The sequence below is a fragment of the Flavobacterium plurextorum genome (assembly GCF_002217395.1).
GTDB lineage: Bacteria > Bacteroidota > Bacteroidia > Flavobacteriales > Flavobacteriaceae > Flavobacterium > Flavobacterium plurextorum.
In genome coordinates this window covers 12060-31130 of sequence record NZ_MUHD01000010.1, presented here as the reverse complement: position 1 = coordinate 31130, position 19071 = coordinate 12060, and the positions used below count along the sequence as shown (strand labels likewise).

The window sequence follows — 19071 nt, the reverse complement described above, 5'->3', positions numbered from 1 at the left end:
TATGCAAAAAAATGTTAAATGTGATATTTTAGTCTAAAATCGCAGCGATTCCAGGTAAAGTTCTTCCTTCTAACATTTCAAGCATTGCCCCGCCACCAGTAGAAACATAGCTCATTTTGTCTTCAAAACCGAATTGTTTTACGGCTGCAACTGAATCACCGCCTCCAACTAATGAAAATGCTCCTTTTTCTGTTGCTTCGGCAATATAATCACCTAAAGCTATTGTTCCTTTAGAGAATGTTTCCATTTCAAAAACACCTAATGGACCATTCCATAGAATTGTTTTTGACTCTAAAATCACTTTTTTAAAGTTTTCTAAAGATTTAGGTCCTGCATCAAGTCCTTGCCATCCGTCAGGAATTGCAGTTACATCTACAATTTGTGTATTTGCTGTATTTGAAAAGTCATCAGCAGCAACTACGTCAACTGGAATGTGAACTTGCACATTTTTCTCTTTTGCTAATCTTAAAATTTCAAGTGCTAAATCTAGTTTGTCATCTTCGCAGATTGATTCACCAATTTTACCGCCTTGTGCTTTAACGAAAGTAAAAGTCATTCCACCACCAATAATCATGTGATCTACTTTGTCAAGAATATTTTCGATAACGGTAATTTTAGAAGAAACTTTTGAACCTCCTAAAACTGCTGTTACTGGTTTTTCACTGTTTTTAAGTACTTTGTTTAAGCTTTCAATTTCTTTTGCTAATAATGTTCCGAAACATTTTTCGTTTGGAAAAAACTGTGCAATAATTGTTGTTGAAGCGTGCGCTCTGTGTGCTGTACCAAATGCATCATTTACATAAATATCTCCTAGAGATGCTAATTCTTTTGCAAAAGCAACATCACCAGCTTCTTCTTCAGCATGAAAACGTAAATTTTCAAGTAATAAAACTTCTCCTGGCTTTAAATTTTTAGCTGCTGTTTGTGCTGGTTCTCCAATACAGTTTTCAGCAAATTTAACCTCAACTCCTAAAATTTGAGAAGCTGTTTTTAAAATATGTTTTAACGAATATTTTTCTTCTGCTCCTTTTGGTCTTCCTAAGTGCGACATTAAAATTACGCTTCCGCCTTGTGCTAAAATAGCATCAATTGTTGGTTTTGCTGCATCAATACGTGTTGTATCTGTTACATTAAAATTCTCATCTAACGGCACATTAAAATCAACACGGATAATTGCCTTTTTATTTTTAAAATCGAAATCGTTTAAAGTTTTCATTTGATAATTTTTTAGTTTTTTTGAAAGAAAAACAAATATAGAACTTTTACGGTTGTATTAAATTCGAAAAAAACAAAAATAACTGCTGATTAACAACGAAAACGATGTAAATTAGGAAATAAAACAAAAAATGTTTTAAAATATAAATTTTTACTGCGGTTGTTATTAATCGTGTACTGGACTTTGTGTACAAGGACAGTTACTGATTGATGAGAAGAAATCAAAACCAATTGTAATTGAATGTGTACCGGTATTGTAACTTCCTAAATTATTGAACATTACTTGATAGGAGTATCCAAAATAGAATTTTGATTTCATGAAACCAACCATTGGTCCAACTGACAGTGGTTTAGGAAATTGATCGTTTAAGAAACGGTATGAAACTCCAATCCAATAATAATCTTCGTAACGATTATAACGTCTGTACTTAAAGTTGAAATCGGTTGTTGAACGCTTATCGCTGGCAAAATACTGATAGTAAATTGATGGTTCATATTCTATACGTCTGTTTTCGCCGTCAGTAAATACAAAACCGGAATAGATTTGATAGTTTGAAAGCAAACTTGGTTCTACACCACGATATTTATCTGTGTTCTTTTTTAAGACGTTATTGGCGTTGAAACTTACATAAAACCCTTTGTTACGATACAGCGCACTAATATCAAAGTTACTGTTTGTTGTATAACGATTGTCTGTTACGGCTGGATCAAGAATTGGGCGTTCGATCGTGTTATTAAATTCATCAATATCAATTCTAAACGTATTGAAGTTGTATGAAAGTCCAAAAGACAAATATTGTTTTGAATAATAATCGAGAATCAAATGGTGTGCAAATGAAACTTTTGCTCCTGTTTGTCTGGTATATCCATTTTTATCATTGTAGACATTTAAACCAACTCCTGAACGATCTAGAACTCTAAAATCGGCATACAGCGATTGATTGTCGGGCGCATCTTTAATCCCAACCCATTGTGTAAGGCCGTTGGCACGTATTCTAAGATTATCACCAATACCCGCAAAAGCTGGTGAAATTACAAAAGGGTTATCTGCCAAATACTGAGTAAATACTGGTAGGTTTAACTCTTGGCTGTAACTTGTTGTTACAGCCATGAGTACTAAGGATAAAATAAACTTTTTCATTGTAATAATTTTTTTAGACAACATCATAGGGGCATTTATTTTGTTATCTGTATAAAGTGAAATGTCCAACAAACTCTCTTGCATCATTCTCGTCATTTAGTTTAAGAACATACCAGTAATCACCAGAAGGTAATTCAGCACCGTTGTATCTACCATCCCATTTTTGACCATAGTGATACTTAGCAATTGTACGACCGTATCTGTCAAATATTGAGAATTCCAGTTTGTCATAGATATTTGTACATCCAGGTCCCCAAGTGTCGTAAACGCCGTCTCCATTTGGTGTAAAGTAATTATCAAGACAAACATCAATGTATTTAATGTAGTAATCTTGAGAAACTGTACAGCCATTTTTATCTCTTACGGTTATGGTGTAAGTACCTGTTTTGTAAATTTTGAACTCATTTTTAGTGCTAAAGTTTACGCCATCAATACTATACTCATAATCACCTCCACCGCCGGTAGCTGTAGCTTTAATAATGTTCCATACTCCTTTATCTTCAGCTAATGTAAGAGCAAAAGGTTCGTATGAAACGATCTTGAAACTTGTTGTTTGCGTCTCACATCCGTTTGTATGTCTAGCCACAATAAAGTGAGTTCCTGGCGCTACATTCATAAAGACGTTACTTGGCTGATAAGTTCCTGTTCCGTCAAGTGAGTAATCAACATCGGCAATATCATTGCTGTCGTTAATTTTTACTACTACCATGTTTGCTTGTGCATTGTTAACACAGTGGTAAGATACTTCGGTAATTGGATCAAGAACAACTGCTTTGTCCATTATAACGTCTCTTGAAGTTAAACAAGTAGCATCTTTAACAAACACCTTATGTGCTCCTCCTTTAAGGTTAGCAAAACTATGCTGTGTACCAATAACTGGTGCATAAGTTCCGTTTTCATTATCAAGACTAATACTATAAGGTGGTTTTCCTCCAGTAATTTCTATGGTAAATGCACCATCTTTATCTCCATCACATATTTCTTGTATAATAGGCCCTACTACTTTCGCCTCTAAAACTGTTGGTTCTTTGATTTCACGCTCAATAATTTGGAAACATGAATTTTCGTCTTGAACAATAATTTGGTATAAACCTGGAACTAAATGATCAAAGACAGATTTAGTATCGAACAAACCTAAATTTGGAGAAATTGCATACTTAATAACTCCTGTTCCTCCAGTTGCAGCGATTACTATTTTACCATCGTCAGCTCCAAAACATGTCACATCGGTTACTGTTGGTGTAACAGATAATGCTTCTGCAGGTTCATTTATTGTTATTGCTTGTGAAGAGTACTGACAATCACCACTGTCTACTCTTACAACATAAACTCCTTTTGGAAGCAGATCAAAGTAACCTGTAGGTTGCGCTGGTCTAACTATTCCGCCTGCGCTATCAAGTAAAGTATATATATAATTTCCTAAACCGCCTACTGCTTCAGCATCAATCACTGCTGTCGAACTTCCTTTACAATAAACTACTGCATTGATTAAATCTAGCTTAAGATCTAAAGGTGTTACAGGATTTATGGTAATATTATTAGAGATCGCTCCAATACATCCTCTAGAATCTCTTACATAGTACTGATGATCACCTAATCCAACAGCAAATGTTACTGATGAAGAGAATTGACCCGCAATTACAGCAAAAGTTTTGTCTATACTGTATTCATATTGTCCAGTTCCTCCAATTGCACTTAAAGTCAATGTTGCACTTGTTTTACAAGTTATTCCTGTAGCCAGTTTTAATTCGGCTTCTACTCTAGATGGCTCATTTATTACTACGTCTGCACTTGGTTGTGAAACACAGTTAAGACCATCTACAACTGTTACTGAATATGTTCCAGCTGTTAGTCCTGAGAAAACAGGTGAACTTTGAGGTGCAGATGAAACTGCAGGAACTACAGAATGGTAATTTAGAATATATAAATAATTAGTTCCCTGTCCTCCTGTTGGAAGATCAACTGTAATTTCACCACTGTTATCACCATTACACAGTAAATTACCAACAGTTGCATTAGCAGTTACCAATATTGGATCTGGAATTTTTAATGTTATTGTTTTAGTATCTGTACATCCATTAATGTCTTTAACATTTAACGTGTAAACTCCGTCTTTTAAGTTTTCGAAATAAGATTGAGTTGAGTATGCAACACTAACTGGACCTACCAATTCATAAAGGTAGTCTCCACCTAGCCATCCACCTTCGGCAGCTGCCTGAATTGTACCATCATTACCAGGATCACAAGTAATTGGAGTGTGAATTTCTGATAATACCAACGCAGATTCCGGCTGTTCGATCAAGAAACTAGTTTCAACATCACAAGTTGGGGGTCCAACTAATTGTGTTTTAACTGTATATCTTCCAGCAGGTAAATTAGGAATATTTATTGTAGCACCTCCTGATGTTCCACTAATAATTAGCGGTCCAGCAGCAGTTATTGGTCCCGTAATAGTGTAATGAAATGCTCCTGCATTATTACTTGGAATAAGTTCCTTGTCTACCATCGTTAAATCAACACTTCCTGTTGAGCTACCATAACAAATAACATTTTTAATATTATCTGCCACTAACTCAAATGTATTTGGATCGTTAACATAATGAATCATTGTTAGTACACATCCTGTACTAAGATTAGTAACTTTAACTAAATAATTTCCTATTGTTAATCCAGAGAAGGCACCATCATTATTTATAACATCATATGTGCTTCCTGCACTAACTCCTTTTACGTTGTAACTCAATACCGGCATAGGAGTTGTTGTTCCCGTCATGGTAACATTAACTTGAATCTCTTGATCATTGATACAAGTATTTTCCTTAGTTACTGTAATAGCTGAAGGAGTTGCAAAATCAATAGCCACGAATGGTTTGATTACTGCATTTGTTGTTCCTAAACAACCATTAGTATCGTAAACATTGATTACATAGCTACCTCCTAATAGATCAGATTCGATATAAACAGGATTATCTCCTCTTTGAACTGGAATAGGATTTCCATTTTTCAAAAATTCATAAACTTTATAATCGTTAGAACCACCAGATGGCAGACCAACTGTAATTGTTGCATTATTCGTTTTATTTATCGTTGTACATCCAAATTCTAATACATTTGGATTAGGAATTGTGATTGCCAACGGTTCTTCAACATCAATAATTTTGTCAACTGGACAACCTTTTCCTGAAGTTACTGTAACTGTATACCTTCCTTTAGGAAGATTTGTAAATACATTACCAACTAAAACCGTTCCAATTGGTGATGGATCGATTGCGTAAGTATAAACAGGATTATTGTTTACTGTTGTTGTTTGAGCGGCCATATTTACAGTAATACTTCCTGTACTTCCTCCGTTGCAAAGTACTTTTGATGGAGTTAAACTAAAGTCGATCGCTGTATTTGGAATTTCAAAAACAACTTCTACGTCTTTTGTACAATTTGTTCCTGTATCTCTAACACTAAATGTGTATTTACCAGGACTCAAGCCACTAAATACAGGTGTTGTTTGAGTATTTAACCAATTGTCTTTAGTGTATTCATAACTTGGTGTTACTGTACCACCAGATGGAATCAATGTTACTTCACCTTGATTTCCATTACAAGTAGGATTACCAGTAATATCATACAATAATTTCAATGGCTCTAAAATAATAACATCTTGAGTAACCACACATTTGTTCTCGTCACGAACATATACAGTATGTTTTCCTGTAGTTTTTACTACCAAAATACTATTTGTTCCCCAGCTGTTTCCGTCTAAACTGTATTGAAGATTTGGAGTAAATCCTGATGCTATTACAGGAATATCATAAGTACCTGCTGTACTTGGACATTGCGTAGGTATTGCCGAAGTAATACTTGGCATTGGATCTCGTGATATGTTAACTGTTACATGATCAAAACAATTTTGTGCATCTCTTACATATACATCGTAAGAATCGAATTTCGGAGACACCTCACTTGTAGCAATTTCTATAGTAGTAAATGGATTATAATCTCCACCTGCTGGAATTGTTGGCGGCGTTGTTGTAGGTACTACTGCATACATATATACAGATGTTCCTCCTACAATTGTTGTTTCGTCAATAGTAAGAACTGCTTTTAAATCATGACAGTTCTGATTTTTAACGCTTACCTTAAATCCGCTTAAATCTAAAGGATCCGGCTCAGTAATAATAACTGAATTTGAAGTTGCAGGACAACTTGGGAAATCAGTTTCTACAATTCTTACTGTATAATTGTTTCCTTCAACTAATCCGAAAGGAATAACAAATGGATTAGAAGTAGCAGTATCATGAGAACCTGAAGCTCCAGCTACTGGAGTTGTTCCGTTATAAACTGCATAATCATATTTTCCAGAATAATTTAAGATATTAATTTCAATTGAACCAGAATTATTACCGCTACAATCTACGTTTGCAAAAGTGCTTGCAACAACTTTTACTTTGTCGAAAACTGGAATTTCGTATGAAGTAGATTTTAAACTACATTTTGTGTTATTATCCAAAACTTCAAACTCATAATAGCTTCCTACTGATAAAGCATCATAAGTAAATTTATTTCCTGTAACTGGAAGTGGTCCGTCAATAAATGTACCGTCTTTGTATACGTTATAAGTAAACGGATTTGGTACATTACTTCCACCACTGATGGTCACATTTATTTCTTGTTTATTATTAAGACAATCCATGTCAGTACCAAAAAGACCAACAACAGAAATTAATTTAGGCAATGGATCTAGTGCCGTAGTCAATGTTGTTGTTTGTATACAACCTTTTGAGTCTTTTACATAAAAAGTTGGATCTTGAACACTTCCATTATCTCCTAACTCAAATGTATATTTATTATCTGCAGGTATGCTATTACTTGCGAAATAACGAATACCGTCTATACTGAAAGTATAAGTACCTGTACCACCTCCACCTGTAACAACTGCGGTTGTTTTAGTTGGATCTACGGTACAACTAAATGGTACTGCATCAGCAGTTGCTGTTACTGCGACAGGATCTAATATTTCAACATCTACATTTGCTTCGCAATTTAAGTTTGAAGTAACACTTACCTTATATTTTCCAGGAGCTAATCCGCTAAACACATTGATACTTTGTGTTTTAGGTAAACCAGCTGGTGTTGTTGGTGTAAGTGTATAATTATAACTATCGCTATCATTTACTGGTCTTAAATTCACAGTAATAGTACCGTTGTTATTTGTTCCTTGTGGAGCGTTACAATCTACTGGTGTAATATCAATATCTGTTATTAACAAATCTACTGGAGTTGGCGGATTCATAACAACTGCGTTTGTAATTACATAAGAACAATTTTTTGCATCATAAACTACAATTTCATAGTTTCCTGAATCTGCAGCCGGAACTGTATAATAAGCAGTGTCTAATCCTGCTGGGAATGCTGTTGGAGCAGATACTACGCCAGCAGGATTCTTAACGGTATAAGTATAAGAACCATAACCACCTACGGCAGTAATTTTAATAGTTCCATCAACTGTACCTGCACAGAAGATATCTTTCTCGTTTGTTGCTGAAGCAAAAAGCTGCGATTTAATATCTGCTTTTTCAGAAACTAAAGATTGACATCCATAAGCATCTTTTACAAAAATATCATAACTACCTGGAGATAAATCACTAAAAGTATAAGTATCGTCTGGTAAAGGCAAAGTGTTACTTGGTAAGAATGTATCACCATTATCAATACTGAAAAGATAAGGGCCTACTCCTAACGATGCTTTTACAACCAATGTTGCCTTATTTGCAGCATCATAGCAATAGTCAGATGTTGCTGTAATAGTCGCTATTGGAGGAGTTGGAAGAACTAAAGTAAATAAGTCTGTATCGACACAACCATTAGCATCTTTTACAGATACTCCATATAGTCCATCTAGTCTAAGGTTTCCAAAAATACCATCATTATTAACTATTGCAGGACCTGATGGAGGTGTAAGTGTATAAACATTATTACCCCATCCGCCTTGAGCGGTAACTGTAACCGCACCATCAGTTGAACAACCTAATGGTGTAACATCTAAAGGATCTAAGTTTAAAGCAGCTGCTGGTTCTTTAACGATTACAGCAGTAGAAGTTGTATTACAGTTTGGGTAAGCTTGTTCTACAACTTTAACTGTATAATTTCCTCCTTGTCCCAATCCGAATGGAATTATGAACGGATTCGAAGTTGCGGTATCATGAGTTCCTGCAGATCCTGCTACTGCAGTTGCTCCATCAAAAACTTCGTATGTATATGGTCCTGAATAACCTGATACAGTAATTTGAATACTTCCGTTTTTCGCCGATTTACATTCAACATCTGCAACTGTTGTAGCTACTACATTGATTGCATTGAATAATGGTACGCTGTATAAATTTGTCAAAATTTCGCAACCAGTTACATTATCTGTTATTCTAAATCTGTAAGTCGCACCAGCAGTTGTGGCGGGATAGTTAATAGTCAGTAATGCTGAAGATGTCGAAATAATTGAATATGGAGTACTGTTTACAGAAACTTCATACTTCAAATTAGTCGGTACTGAACCACCTACTACAGTAACCTCAATTAACTCTCGATTGTTTAAACAATCAATTTGAGAATCTGGAAGACTAGATCTTGCCGCAGTTGCAGATATTAGTTTTGGCAACGGCTGTAATGCTGTTGTCAAGGTTGTTGTTTGCACACATCCATTTGAATCTTTTACCCAATAAATCGGATTTTGAACGGTTCCAATATCTCCGATTTCAAATGTGTATTTATTATCTGGCGTCGCACTGTTACTTGCAAAGTAGTCAGTTCCATTTTTACTAAAATTATAACTTCCTGTACCGCCTAAACCTGTTACAACAACTGTCGTTATAGCAGGATCTACTGCACAGCTGAATGGTGTTGCAACTGCACTAGCAACCACTGCAAGTGGAGCTGGTACATTTGCAGGTACTGTTTTCTCACAACCTCTTCCTGATTTAACAGTTACAGTGTAATCTCCTGCACTTAATCCTGTAAATACATTATTATTTGGCTGCGAAATTGCAGCACCAGCAGGTAAAACCGGTGTTAATATATATGTGTAATCAGGATTATTATTAGTTGCTTTTAAATTTACAGTAAGTGTTCCGTTATTCTTTGTTCCTTGCGCACCAGTACAATCTACAGGAGTAGTACTAATATCTGCTGCTACCAAATCTATAAGAGTTGGAAGTACTAAATCTACGGTTGTTGATCTTGAACACGTTGTAGTAAGATCTTTAACTGTAATCTTATAATTTCCTGCTCCAATGCCTACAAATTTAGGGTCATTGTTTTGTACAATATTTGTAATCGCTGGCAATGAAGTTTTTTCTAAAGTATATTCTAAATTGTTTGGCAAAGCACCTCCAGTTACAACCGCGGTAATTTCGCCATCTGTATCCTCACATTTAGGAGGAGTTGTAAAACTTGCTTTGATCGTAAGAGGCTCAACAATAAGCGGTAAAGTTACTGTGTTACCACATCCGTTAAAATCTTTAATCTTTATACTATGATTTCCTGACGAAAGGTTAGGAATAGAGAATTTTGCTGAAGGTATTTGAACAAATCCTGTATTGTCTAAATTATAATAATGAGTTCCAATACCTGTTGTTGTTAACTCAACATCGATAGCAAAAGAACCTTCATTAGCACAAAAACTGTTTACTACAGCAGTAATAAAAGGTTCATCATCTAATTTTACTTCGACAAATGCACTCTGAATACAACCATTTGCGTCTCTTACATATACAATATAATGACCAAATTCTTTATTGAAAGTATTACTGGTTTGAGTTGCTACATCAAACGCTGTAGTGAAAGTTGTTTCATCGATAGGATTTGGATCTGTACCATCAATAGCTCCTACTGCTCCAGTATCAGCATAAATTTGATACAAATAAGGATGCGCTGTTATCCCTAATGCAACATCTGCAGCTCTAAGAGTTCCTCCTCGCGCAAATGCTTCAACCAAACCTTTATTCAATCCACAATTATCATTTACATTAGATTTAGCCTCTAGTGCTAATGGAACAACAGATTGTGATATTGTAAATGGTTTTGATGAATTAACACAAACGGTAGCACCAGAAGCATCCTGTTCTGTAAACAAAATATAATAAGATCCAGGAACAAGAGGTCCTACATTGTTTGCGCCTTTAAGTGGTAAAACTACAGTTCCGCTAACTGGTGGAGAAACTAACGTATTGGTTAACGAATTATAAATTTCAAATTTAACTTTATCTGTACCTCCTTGCACATTGTCAAACGTAAAGGAAACATTTCCATTCCCCAAGCCTGTACAAGTTACATTAGCAGATTTTACATCACTAGTTAACGTTGATGCTGTTTCTGTAGCAACTTCTGCCTGTTTAAAGTAATAACATTTTGTCGTAAAATCATAAACAATAAACGAATAAATTACTCCTGGTTTTAGATTATTAAAAGTCGATTGTAATAAAAGCGGGTCTCCAGCTGGTACTGTAGGAATAACTCCGTCTGCACTTTGATATAAGCCAGCATATGTTGCATAATCATATTTATTTGGATCTAATGGATCTAATGGATACTTTGCAAAATAATATGGTCCCCCAGCTATTTTTGGCTTAGCGGTTACGATTAGGCTTGCTGTTGTACATGATGGAGTTCCTGGCGCCACCACAATCTCCATTTCATCTACTGGAGATGCCATGTCTACTTTCTTCGTAACTGAACAATCATTTATATCAGAAACAGTTAATTCATAAGAACCAAAATTTAAAATCTGAAATACATGATCTTCATTTGTAGTAGGTTTATAAACTTGGGTTGGACTAGTGTTACTTGTTAAAGTATATGTATACCCTGATTTTGCAGGAGCAGCATTCTTCGAACCCCCTGTTAGTAATGTTACTGCAATAGAGCCAAAAGTAGTCCCTGTAGTACCACCAATACATGTAATTTGAGTATCAACTAATTTAAAATCAATTTTAGTTGGTTCTTCAATTTTAGCAGTTTCAACTTTAAAACAACCTTTACTATCTGTAACTGTAATTTTATAGTCTCCTGCTGGTAAACCTGTTGTTTTAGTTCCATAATCAACATCAGCTATTGAGGGAACTAAAGCCGAATTATCTTTTACAACTTTTATCTCATAAGGGCCTATTCCTTTACTTTGATCAATAGTTACGGTTATAGAACCAGTTTCTGCACCATTACATAAAATAGTAGAGTTTGGAGCAGCTGTAAATGCAGGGTCTGTTTTTGGTGCTACTTCTACTGTAGAAGTTACACTACACTTACCGGTAGAATTATCTGTTAAAGTAAATAAATAAGTCGTGTGTATTGATGCGTTTGCAGCATTTGGATCTGTGTATAAAAACGTTTTACCTGTTACTGTTCTAACAGTTGCATCTACTGTACCATTTATAGTTACAGTATATGTATAAGGTTCTTTTCCTCCTGAAACGGTACCTTTAATTTCGGTATTCTGACCCTTACAATCTGCTGCTATATTCAGGCCAGCATTAAATTTTAACTCTGTTTCAATCGTTTGTGCAGGTAATGTTAAAATACAACCTGTAGTCATATCTTTTACCTTGACAACATAAGAACCAGGAATTAGATTACTGAAAGTACCGCTAACCTGGTAATTTCCATCATTTATATTATACCTGTATGATGGCGACACAGCAGCAGGAATCACAACGATTTCTGCTTTTCCTGTTTCATCATAACACAAATCTGAAGCATCTACATCAATACTCGCATCTGGTTGTATTGGAGCGTCAACATCAAATGTGTTAGTAATTGTACATCCAGTGCCACTTAAATCTGTAACAGAGATACCGTACGTTCCTGACTGAGTCAAATTGCTAAATGTTGAATTCGATTGCGGTCCTACTACAGTACCATTTGGCAAGGTAAGTGTGTATCTGTTATTACCCCATCCACCAACTGTATTAATAACTACTTTACCATTATTAGGTGAACAAGTAATCGGTATTATTGTAGGTAAATTAAATGCAAATTTCACTGAAGCTTCTTTTACTTCTATTGTTTTTGAAGCTGTACATTTAGTTACTGGATTCGTAATTGTTATTGTATATGTTTCTGCTGGTAATCCAATATAATCGATCACATTTACTGTTTGCGTAGATTGAATAATAGGTACAAGAGCGTTTGCACTATTTCTAAGTTCATAAGTAAATGTTCCTGAATTACCTGAAACTGTAAAGGTAAGTTTACCATCAGATGATCCTTTACAAACTACATTCGAAACTAATGAACCGTCTACCAGAACGGGTAGTGGTTTATCAATAGTAAATTCTCCGTCGGTAGTACATTTATTAGCATCAGTAACCTTAAAGTAGTATTTACCTGGAGCAAGACTATTAAAAGTATGATCTTGTGTAAGAACTCCAGTTGCAATAGGAGCTGTTGGTACAACTGTGGCATCAGTGTCTGTTATTTCAAATTTAAATGGAGCAACACCGTTATCTACTTTAACCGTTAAATTAGTTTTATCAGAACCCGGCGCGCATGTAACTGGTACCGGTGCAACAAATGTCATGTTCTTTGGCGCATCTAATGCCTCAATAACTGGTGAATCAACGACTGTAAACGGACAGTTATTAGCATCGTATACCACGACCGAAACAGTGCCCGATGTAGTTGTTGTATACGTATTTGAAGTTACAGCTGGTAATACACCATTATAACTGTATAAATATTTATTAGGACCTGTAAATGGTGTTCCTGGATTATCAATTGTTACTGTAATTGTTGCCGATTGCGTTCCATTTAATGGTCCACAAGTTAATGGAGTAGTAACATCTGCATGAGCTGTTAATTCTGCTGGATTAGTTAGTGTTTGTGAAACTACAACAAAACATTTTTTAGAGTCAGTAACTTTAATCCAATAAGTACCAGCGCCAACATTACTAAGTTTATTTGTTAGCATTGTACTAAAACCAGTTGTTGCAGAAGTAGTTGAAACTTCATAAGTATAAGGTGACAAACCTAAACTTGCCGTTACTACAATAGAACCATCGGTTCCATTATAACACTTCGGATTTGTTGGTGCAGCAACTGCTTTAGGCGTTTCTTTTACATTAATTACTCTAGAAACAATAGTTGTACAACCTTTTTTATCTGTAATTTCAAAATAATGAGTTCCAGAAGCTCCGGTATCAAAAGTAAATGTATTCGATCCTGCAGCAACATCAGTATACGCTTCTGTAGAAAAAACTCCTGTTGTATTATGTCTGTATTTATAATCTGGATATCCGTCTAAAATTGTTACTTCAATTGACGCATCCGAAGAAGCTGGAGCTACATCACAATCTAGATCTGCCAGTAATTTAGTTGAAGCTGAAATTGGAATAGCAATAATTTCTTCATCTAAATCTATAAAACATCCGGTAGATGTATCTGTAACTCTAATTGTATATTTTCCAGGTGTTAATCCTGAGAAAGTTCCATCACCTTTTGATGTACCTTTATTAATGCTGTAGGTGTAATTTGTTTGTGTATTAGGATTTACTTTTAAAGTTGCTCCACTTCCGCCGGCACAGTAAACCGAAGATCCATCAATACTTGCTATTGGTTTTACTTCAGGGTTAATCGTAAAATCTGTACCCGCTACATTACATCCTGTACCATCGGTTACAGAAACACTATAAGTTCCTGCCGCTAAGTTTTTAAACAGATTATCATTCGTTTGAATAATTGCTGTTCCAGCAACTGGCGTTTTTTGTGTAACAGTGTATGTATAAGTTCCTGATCCGCCTACAGCATTAATTTTTGCTGTTCCTAAAACCTTACAGGTAACATGTGTAAGATCTGAAGGATCCAATTTTAATGCAGATGCCGGACCTGCCACTGTTACCTTTTCTCTAACTATGCATTTTGTAACTGAATTTGTAACGGCAATAGTATGTAAACCTGCACCTAATCCAGAAACAGTAATATCAAAAGGATCAGTTGTCGAAGTACCCGATCCTGTTATTGGTGGTGTTGTATCTACTGAATATGAGTAGCTTGTACCTACAACCATTCCACTAACCGTAAATATAGCAGAACCATCAGAAGCGCCAAAACATTTTATATTAGTTGGAGTACCTGTTACTGTAAAGTCTTTAGGCAAATCTATTAAATGCGTTTTTTCAAATGTACATTTATTAGCATCTCTTACTTCAAATTTATAAGTAACACCAGCTTTAATATTATCAAATACGTTACTTGGTTGAAATGCTGTTGCTGTTGGCGAAACAATTCTATATTCTAAACCTGCAGTTGGTAAAGGAGTATTTGTAGCATCAACAACATTAGTAATCGTGACACTTCCCTCTTTCAATGGACAGGTAGCTGCTGTAGTTGTCGAAATTGTCATTCCCTTTGGAGGATTCAAATCTACAATAGTTAATTTTGGTGTTGTTGTAAATGTACATGAATTACTATCTGTAATAGTTACTGTGTAATCTCCTGCTACAGAAATATTATCAAAAACCTTTGTCGTCTGAGTAATTAATGCAACTCCATTTCTATTCAGCGTGTATTTGTAAACACCATTTCCTCCTGTAACTACTGTGCCAACAGTTATTGTAGCAGGGCTGTCACAAGTATACGGAGTTGTTATTGTTGCTGTACCACTAATTGGATCTGGCGCTGTTAAAGTAACCTTTATACTTTTTGTACATTTATTGTCGTCTTTTACATAAAAAGTGTACTCTACACCAGCACTAAGACCTGTATAATATGATGTATTGTCATAAGAAATTCCATCTCTACTGTAAGTAAATTTACCCGATCCTCCACCTGGTTTCAATAATACTGTTCCGTCAGAAGAACTGCTGCATTTTGGATTCACATCTGTTGATGACAATGTAATTGGAACCAATGCCTCTATCTTAGCATCGCTGGTTGTTGTACAATTATTTGCATCTTTAATTGTAAAAGTATAATTACCAGCCACCGCTGTAGTATACGTAAAAGTATTTCCAGTTGTAGTAGGCGGCACCAAATCTCCTGTTTTATCTCCAGTAGTAATTGTTACTGTAAAAGGTGCTTTACCTCCTTCGATTGTTCCCGTAATTACTGCACGATTTGCTGGTGCGGGATCGCAATCAAGCGGAGTTGTAACGGGAGTCACTGCAAGTAATTGAGCAGTTATAACTTGAGTAATTGGATCTGAGCTGCATCCAAAACTATCTGTAACTATAAATTCGTAAGATCCTTCGTTCGCAGCTTTATAGGTAAAATTAGGTCCGGTAAATGTTGCACTTGGCCCAATTGGATTACCTCCATTATATTTTACTGTATAGGTATAATCTGGTACTCCATCTGTAACTTTTATCGTAATATTCGTTCCTGTGTTCTTATCAAAACATACATTTGATGTAATATTCTCTAATTTTGGTTTTACTGGAGCAACAATATCCACAGATGCCAAAACTTCTGTCTCACAATCGTTTAAGTCTTTGGCTACAACTTTATAATTTCCAGTTATTTTAATATCTAGAAATGTATCTGAATCCTGAAAAGCTTTTACAACCGTTACACCGTCTGTTTCTCTTAATTCATATTTATAACCAGGAGTTCCATCACTTGCCTTAGCCTTAATAATTGCTCCAGCGGAACATTTTAATACCTGCTCTACCCAAGCATCTACTTTTAATTTTTTTGGAGATTTAATTTCCTGAGCTACTGGAAAAACACAACTGCCAGCTGTGTTATCGTAACGAATACTAATGTTGTAAATTTTACTGGCTAAATTTTTCAACGTTATACTACCGCTTGTTGCAGCAGGAACTGGGATTACAGTCTGCCAGCCAGCAGGATCACCTGCTACCAAATATTGGAATCCTTTTGCAGCGTCAAAGTTTTTAGCTGATAATGTAATTTCTCCATTTTGCTCACCACTACATCTTACATCTTTATATCCTGTTATACCAGCAAAGAAAGCCTTACTTCCATCAACATAAACCGGGAAATTAGCTACTGTATTACACGCTTTTGGCATTTGGGTAACTACCAAGTCATCAACTGCGAAATCAATACCATTAACCTGAGAAAGCTCTAATCGCAATACAAAATCTAAAGTAGTATTATTACCTGGATCAATAGTTCTCGTATAAGGAACCCAAGACTCTGTTTTTGGTATTTTTCCTGTAGATTGTGAAGATAAAGGTACCCCTGAACCATTTTGTAATTCTACAGTAAGTGAAGCATCTGGCTGAGTATTGGTCTTTATAAGTAAATTGGTAGCAACAAACGTAACCTTAATAGGTACGTTTGGAATAATATCTTTAATGGTTTTTCTGTAAAGAACCGCATTATTAGGAATTGCATTTCCAGCATCGACTGCCAAAAATCTTCCATTAGTGTTGGCACCTTTACTAGTATTATCTTTAGGACTCCACCAACCACCATAAGGATTGTTTCTTAAAGAACTAGTAACAGTATATTCACCATTACCAAATAATTTATCATTATTACATTTTGTGGCTTCTACCTGTCTCTCCCAACAAAAATTAGGATTAATACCAGGAGAACTAACATCAGGTCCTGCACCAAAAGTTTCATTTAACAAAACACTTTCAGTAGGAACGTTTACAACATTATAACTTACTGATATCGTATGATCTCCTTGTGTTACATTTTTAAAAATATTTGTTGGATTATTAGTATTAAGAGCACCATCTATAAAATAGTCATAAGTAAATTGGGTCGTTGGGCTTCCTTCATTTTTAACAGTTACAGTTGTTGTTGCGGAACCATCACAATTAAAAACTGGATTATCAACTGATATTGTTGGCGGGGCAGGCTGACTCAATAAAGTAATTGCTTTTAAAGGAATTTCACACTTGGCATCTCTGATGTAAAAAACATGTGTACCAGGTTCAACATAGGCCTCTTTATCAGTTGTCCAGTTTTTTTTACCATCGTAACTGTATTCGTAAGGCCCCCTAGGTGCTGTGAAAGGAACACCTCCCTCAGCATTTGTGATTCTAACCTTTCCTTGTTGTACATTTCCTGTAGGACCACAACCAGATAATTCTGCTACTCCTGCAGATGCCGTTAAAGCGGTAGTAAGACCAATTGCAATAGGAAAATCAGGATCCGTACAACTTCTTCCACTATTAACTCCAGATTTTTTGTACCTAACACTTATAATATAATTCTCTGGAGGAAGATTAATATAAACTTTACTTTCTTTTGCACCATTTACCGATCCAGAAGTTGTATATGTTGCTGTCGCATAAGGACCACCAAGGATACTATACTCAAGAGCAAATCCATTATTATCTGTAACATCTACAGTTATAAATCCGTTAGGATTTGCACAATCCCCATCGGTTTTTGTAATTGTATAAACCGGTTTATTTACTTCATCAAGAGTAATTTTTTTATCAATAGAACATCCATTAGCATCTATAACACGCACTGTGTAAACTCCTGGTCTTACTGTTGTAATTACTTTTGTCCCGTTCTGAACAAATCCACCATTATCAATATCAACTAAATATCGATAAGGAGTTACTCCTCCTCCTGCCGTAACTGTAATAGAACCGGAATTACAAGGTGTAAAATCAACCTTAGTCAAAGTTGATGTTAACTGAGCAGGGGCATTTGGTATAACTACATTCGTTTTATTATCAATCACACATTTTGTAATCTTATCTAATGTTTCTACTCTGTATGTACCAGGATCCAAATCATCAAATGTAAAATCAAATTCACCAACTTTAGTATTGTAAAATGTTAAAGGACTTGTACTGTTTACCGGCTTATAAATATTATAAATATATTCTTTAGTGGCTTCATTTTTAATTACTTTAATACTTCCTTTACCATCGAAACATCTTGGTGAAACAATTTCTGTAGTGACTGCAAGCGTCACATTTTTAATATCTAGATTTATAACTTTAAATTCACATGACCCAACTACATCTTTTATTCTGATAAAAGCAGTATAATTACCCGGAGTACTGGTAGTAAAGGTATTACCTGGTTGCCATCTTCCAGGAGCTCCAGTTGTAGTAAAACTATATTCATAACCATTTCCGAAACCACCAACGGTAATTTTACCATCAATTTGACATGTTCCGGAACTATTTTTAATGATATCGCTTTTAGTAACAGCCGTTGGAATTAAAGTATTCTGATATACATTAAAATAGAAAACACTAGGAGCACCTGCTTTATCTACTATTTTTACTCTAAATTGTCCAGCAGAGTTTGCTAAAAAATCTTTTCCAGTTCCGACTTGTACCCAGCAAGATGGTGCAGCATTTTCATTAGCACAATCACTGTTTGAAACTGTGACACAACTACCTCCAGAAATAAATCTTTCCCAAACAATAGATTGAGCATCTGTTATTTTTATGTCGATAGGTCGAGAATCGTTTCCACCACATAAAAATAATTTAGGCAGTTTTTTTCCATCATTTGGACATTCTACAACTTGCCCTGCATACGGTATTTGTGCATACGGAATTATAGGATTAATAAGTTCTGCGACAGCTTCAGTTTTTGACGTTTCTTTTTTATCACTTAAACTAATTGAGTTGTCGAGCTGATTTGCAGCTTTAAAAAATACATTCTCGTTCAAGTTCTTATCGAACTTAGAATCGAATGCTATTAAATTCTGCGAATGGGACACAAAATTAAATAACATTGCAACGGCAAAAATCAGCGTTCTTAAAATAGTAGGTTTTTTCATAGTC

The 19071-nt window shown here is 35.3% G+C and carries 3 protein-coding genes; all 3 read right to left on the bottom strand.

Features of this window, described 5'->3' with window-relative positions:
- Nucleotides 1–28: 28 nt before the first annotated feature.
- Nucleotides 29–1216, bottom strand: a complete 1188-nt coding sequence (locus tag B0A81_RS04965; RefSeq protein ID WP_089056998.1) for a phosphoglycerate kinase — start codon at nt 1214–1216, stop codon at nt 29–31.
- A gap of 165 nt (nt 1217–1381) precedes the next feature.
- Complete coding sequence (locus B0A81_RS04960) at nt 1382–2356, bottom strand: PorP/SprF family type IX secretion system membrane protein (protein ID WP_233206951.1); 975 nt, start codon at nt 2354–2356, stop codon at nt 1382–1384.
- A gap of 43 nt (nt 2357–2399) precedes the next feature.
- The gene (locus tag B0A81_RS04955; RefSeq protein WP_165768036.1) at nt 2400–19067 is read right to left on the bottom strand and encodes a T9SS type B sorting domain-containing protein; all 16668 of its coding nucleotides are present in this window, start codon (nt 19065–19067) and stop codon (nt 2400–2402) included.
- Nucleotides 19068–19071: the final 4 nt, after the last annotated feature.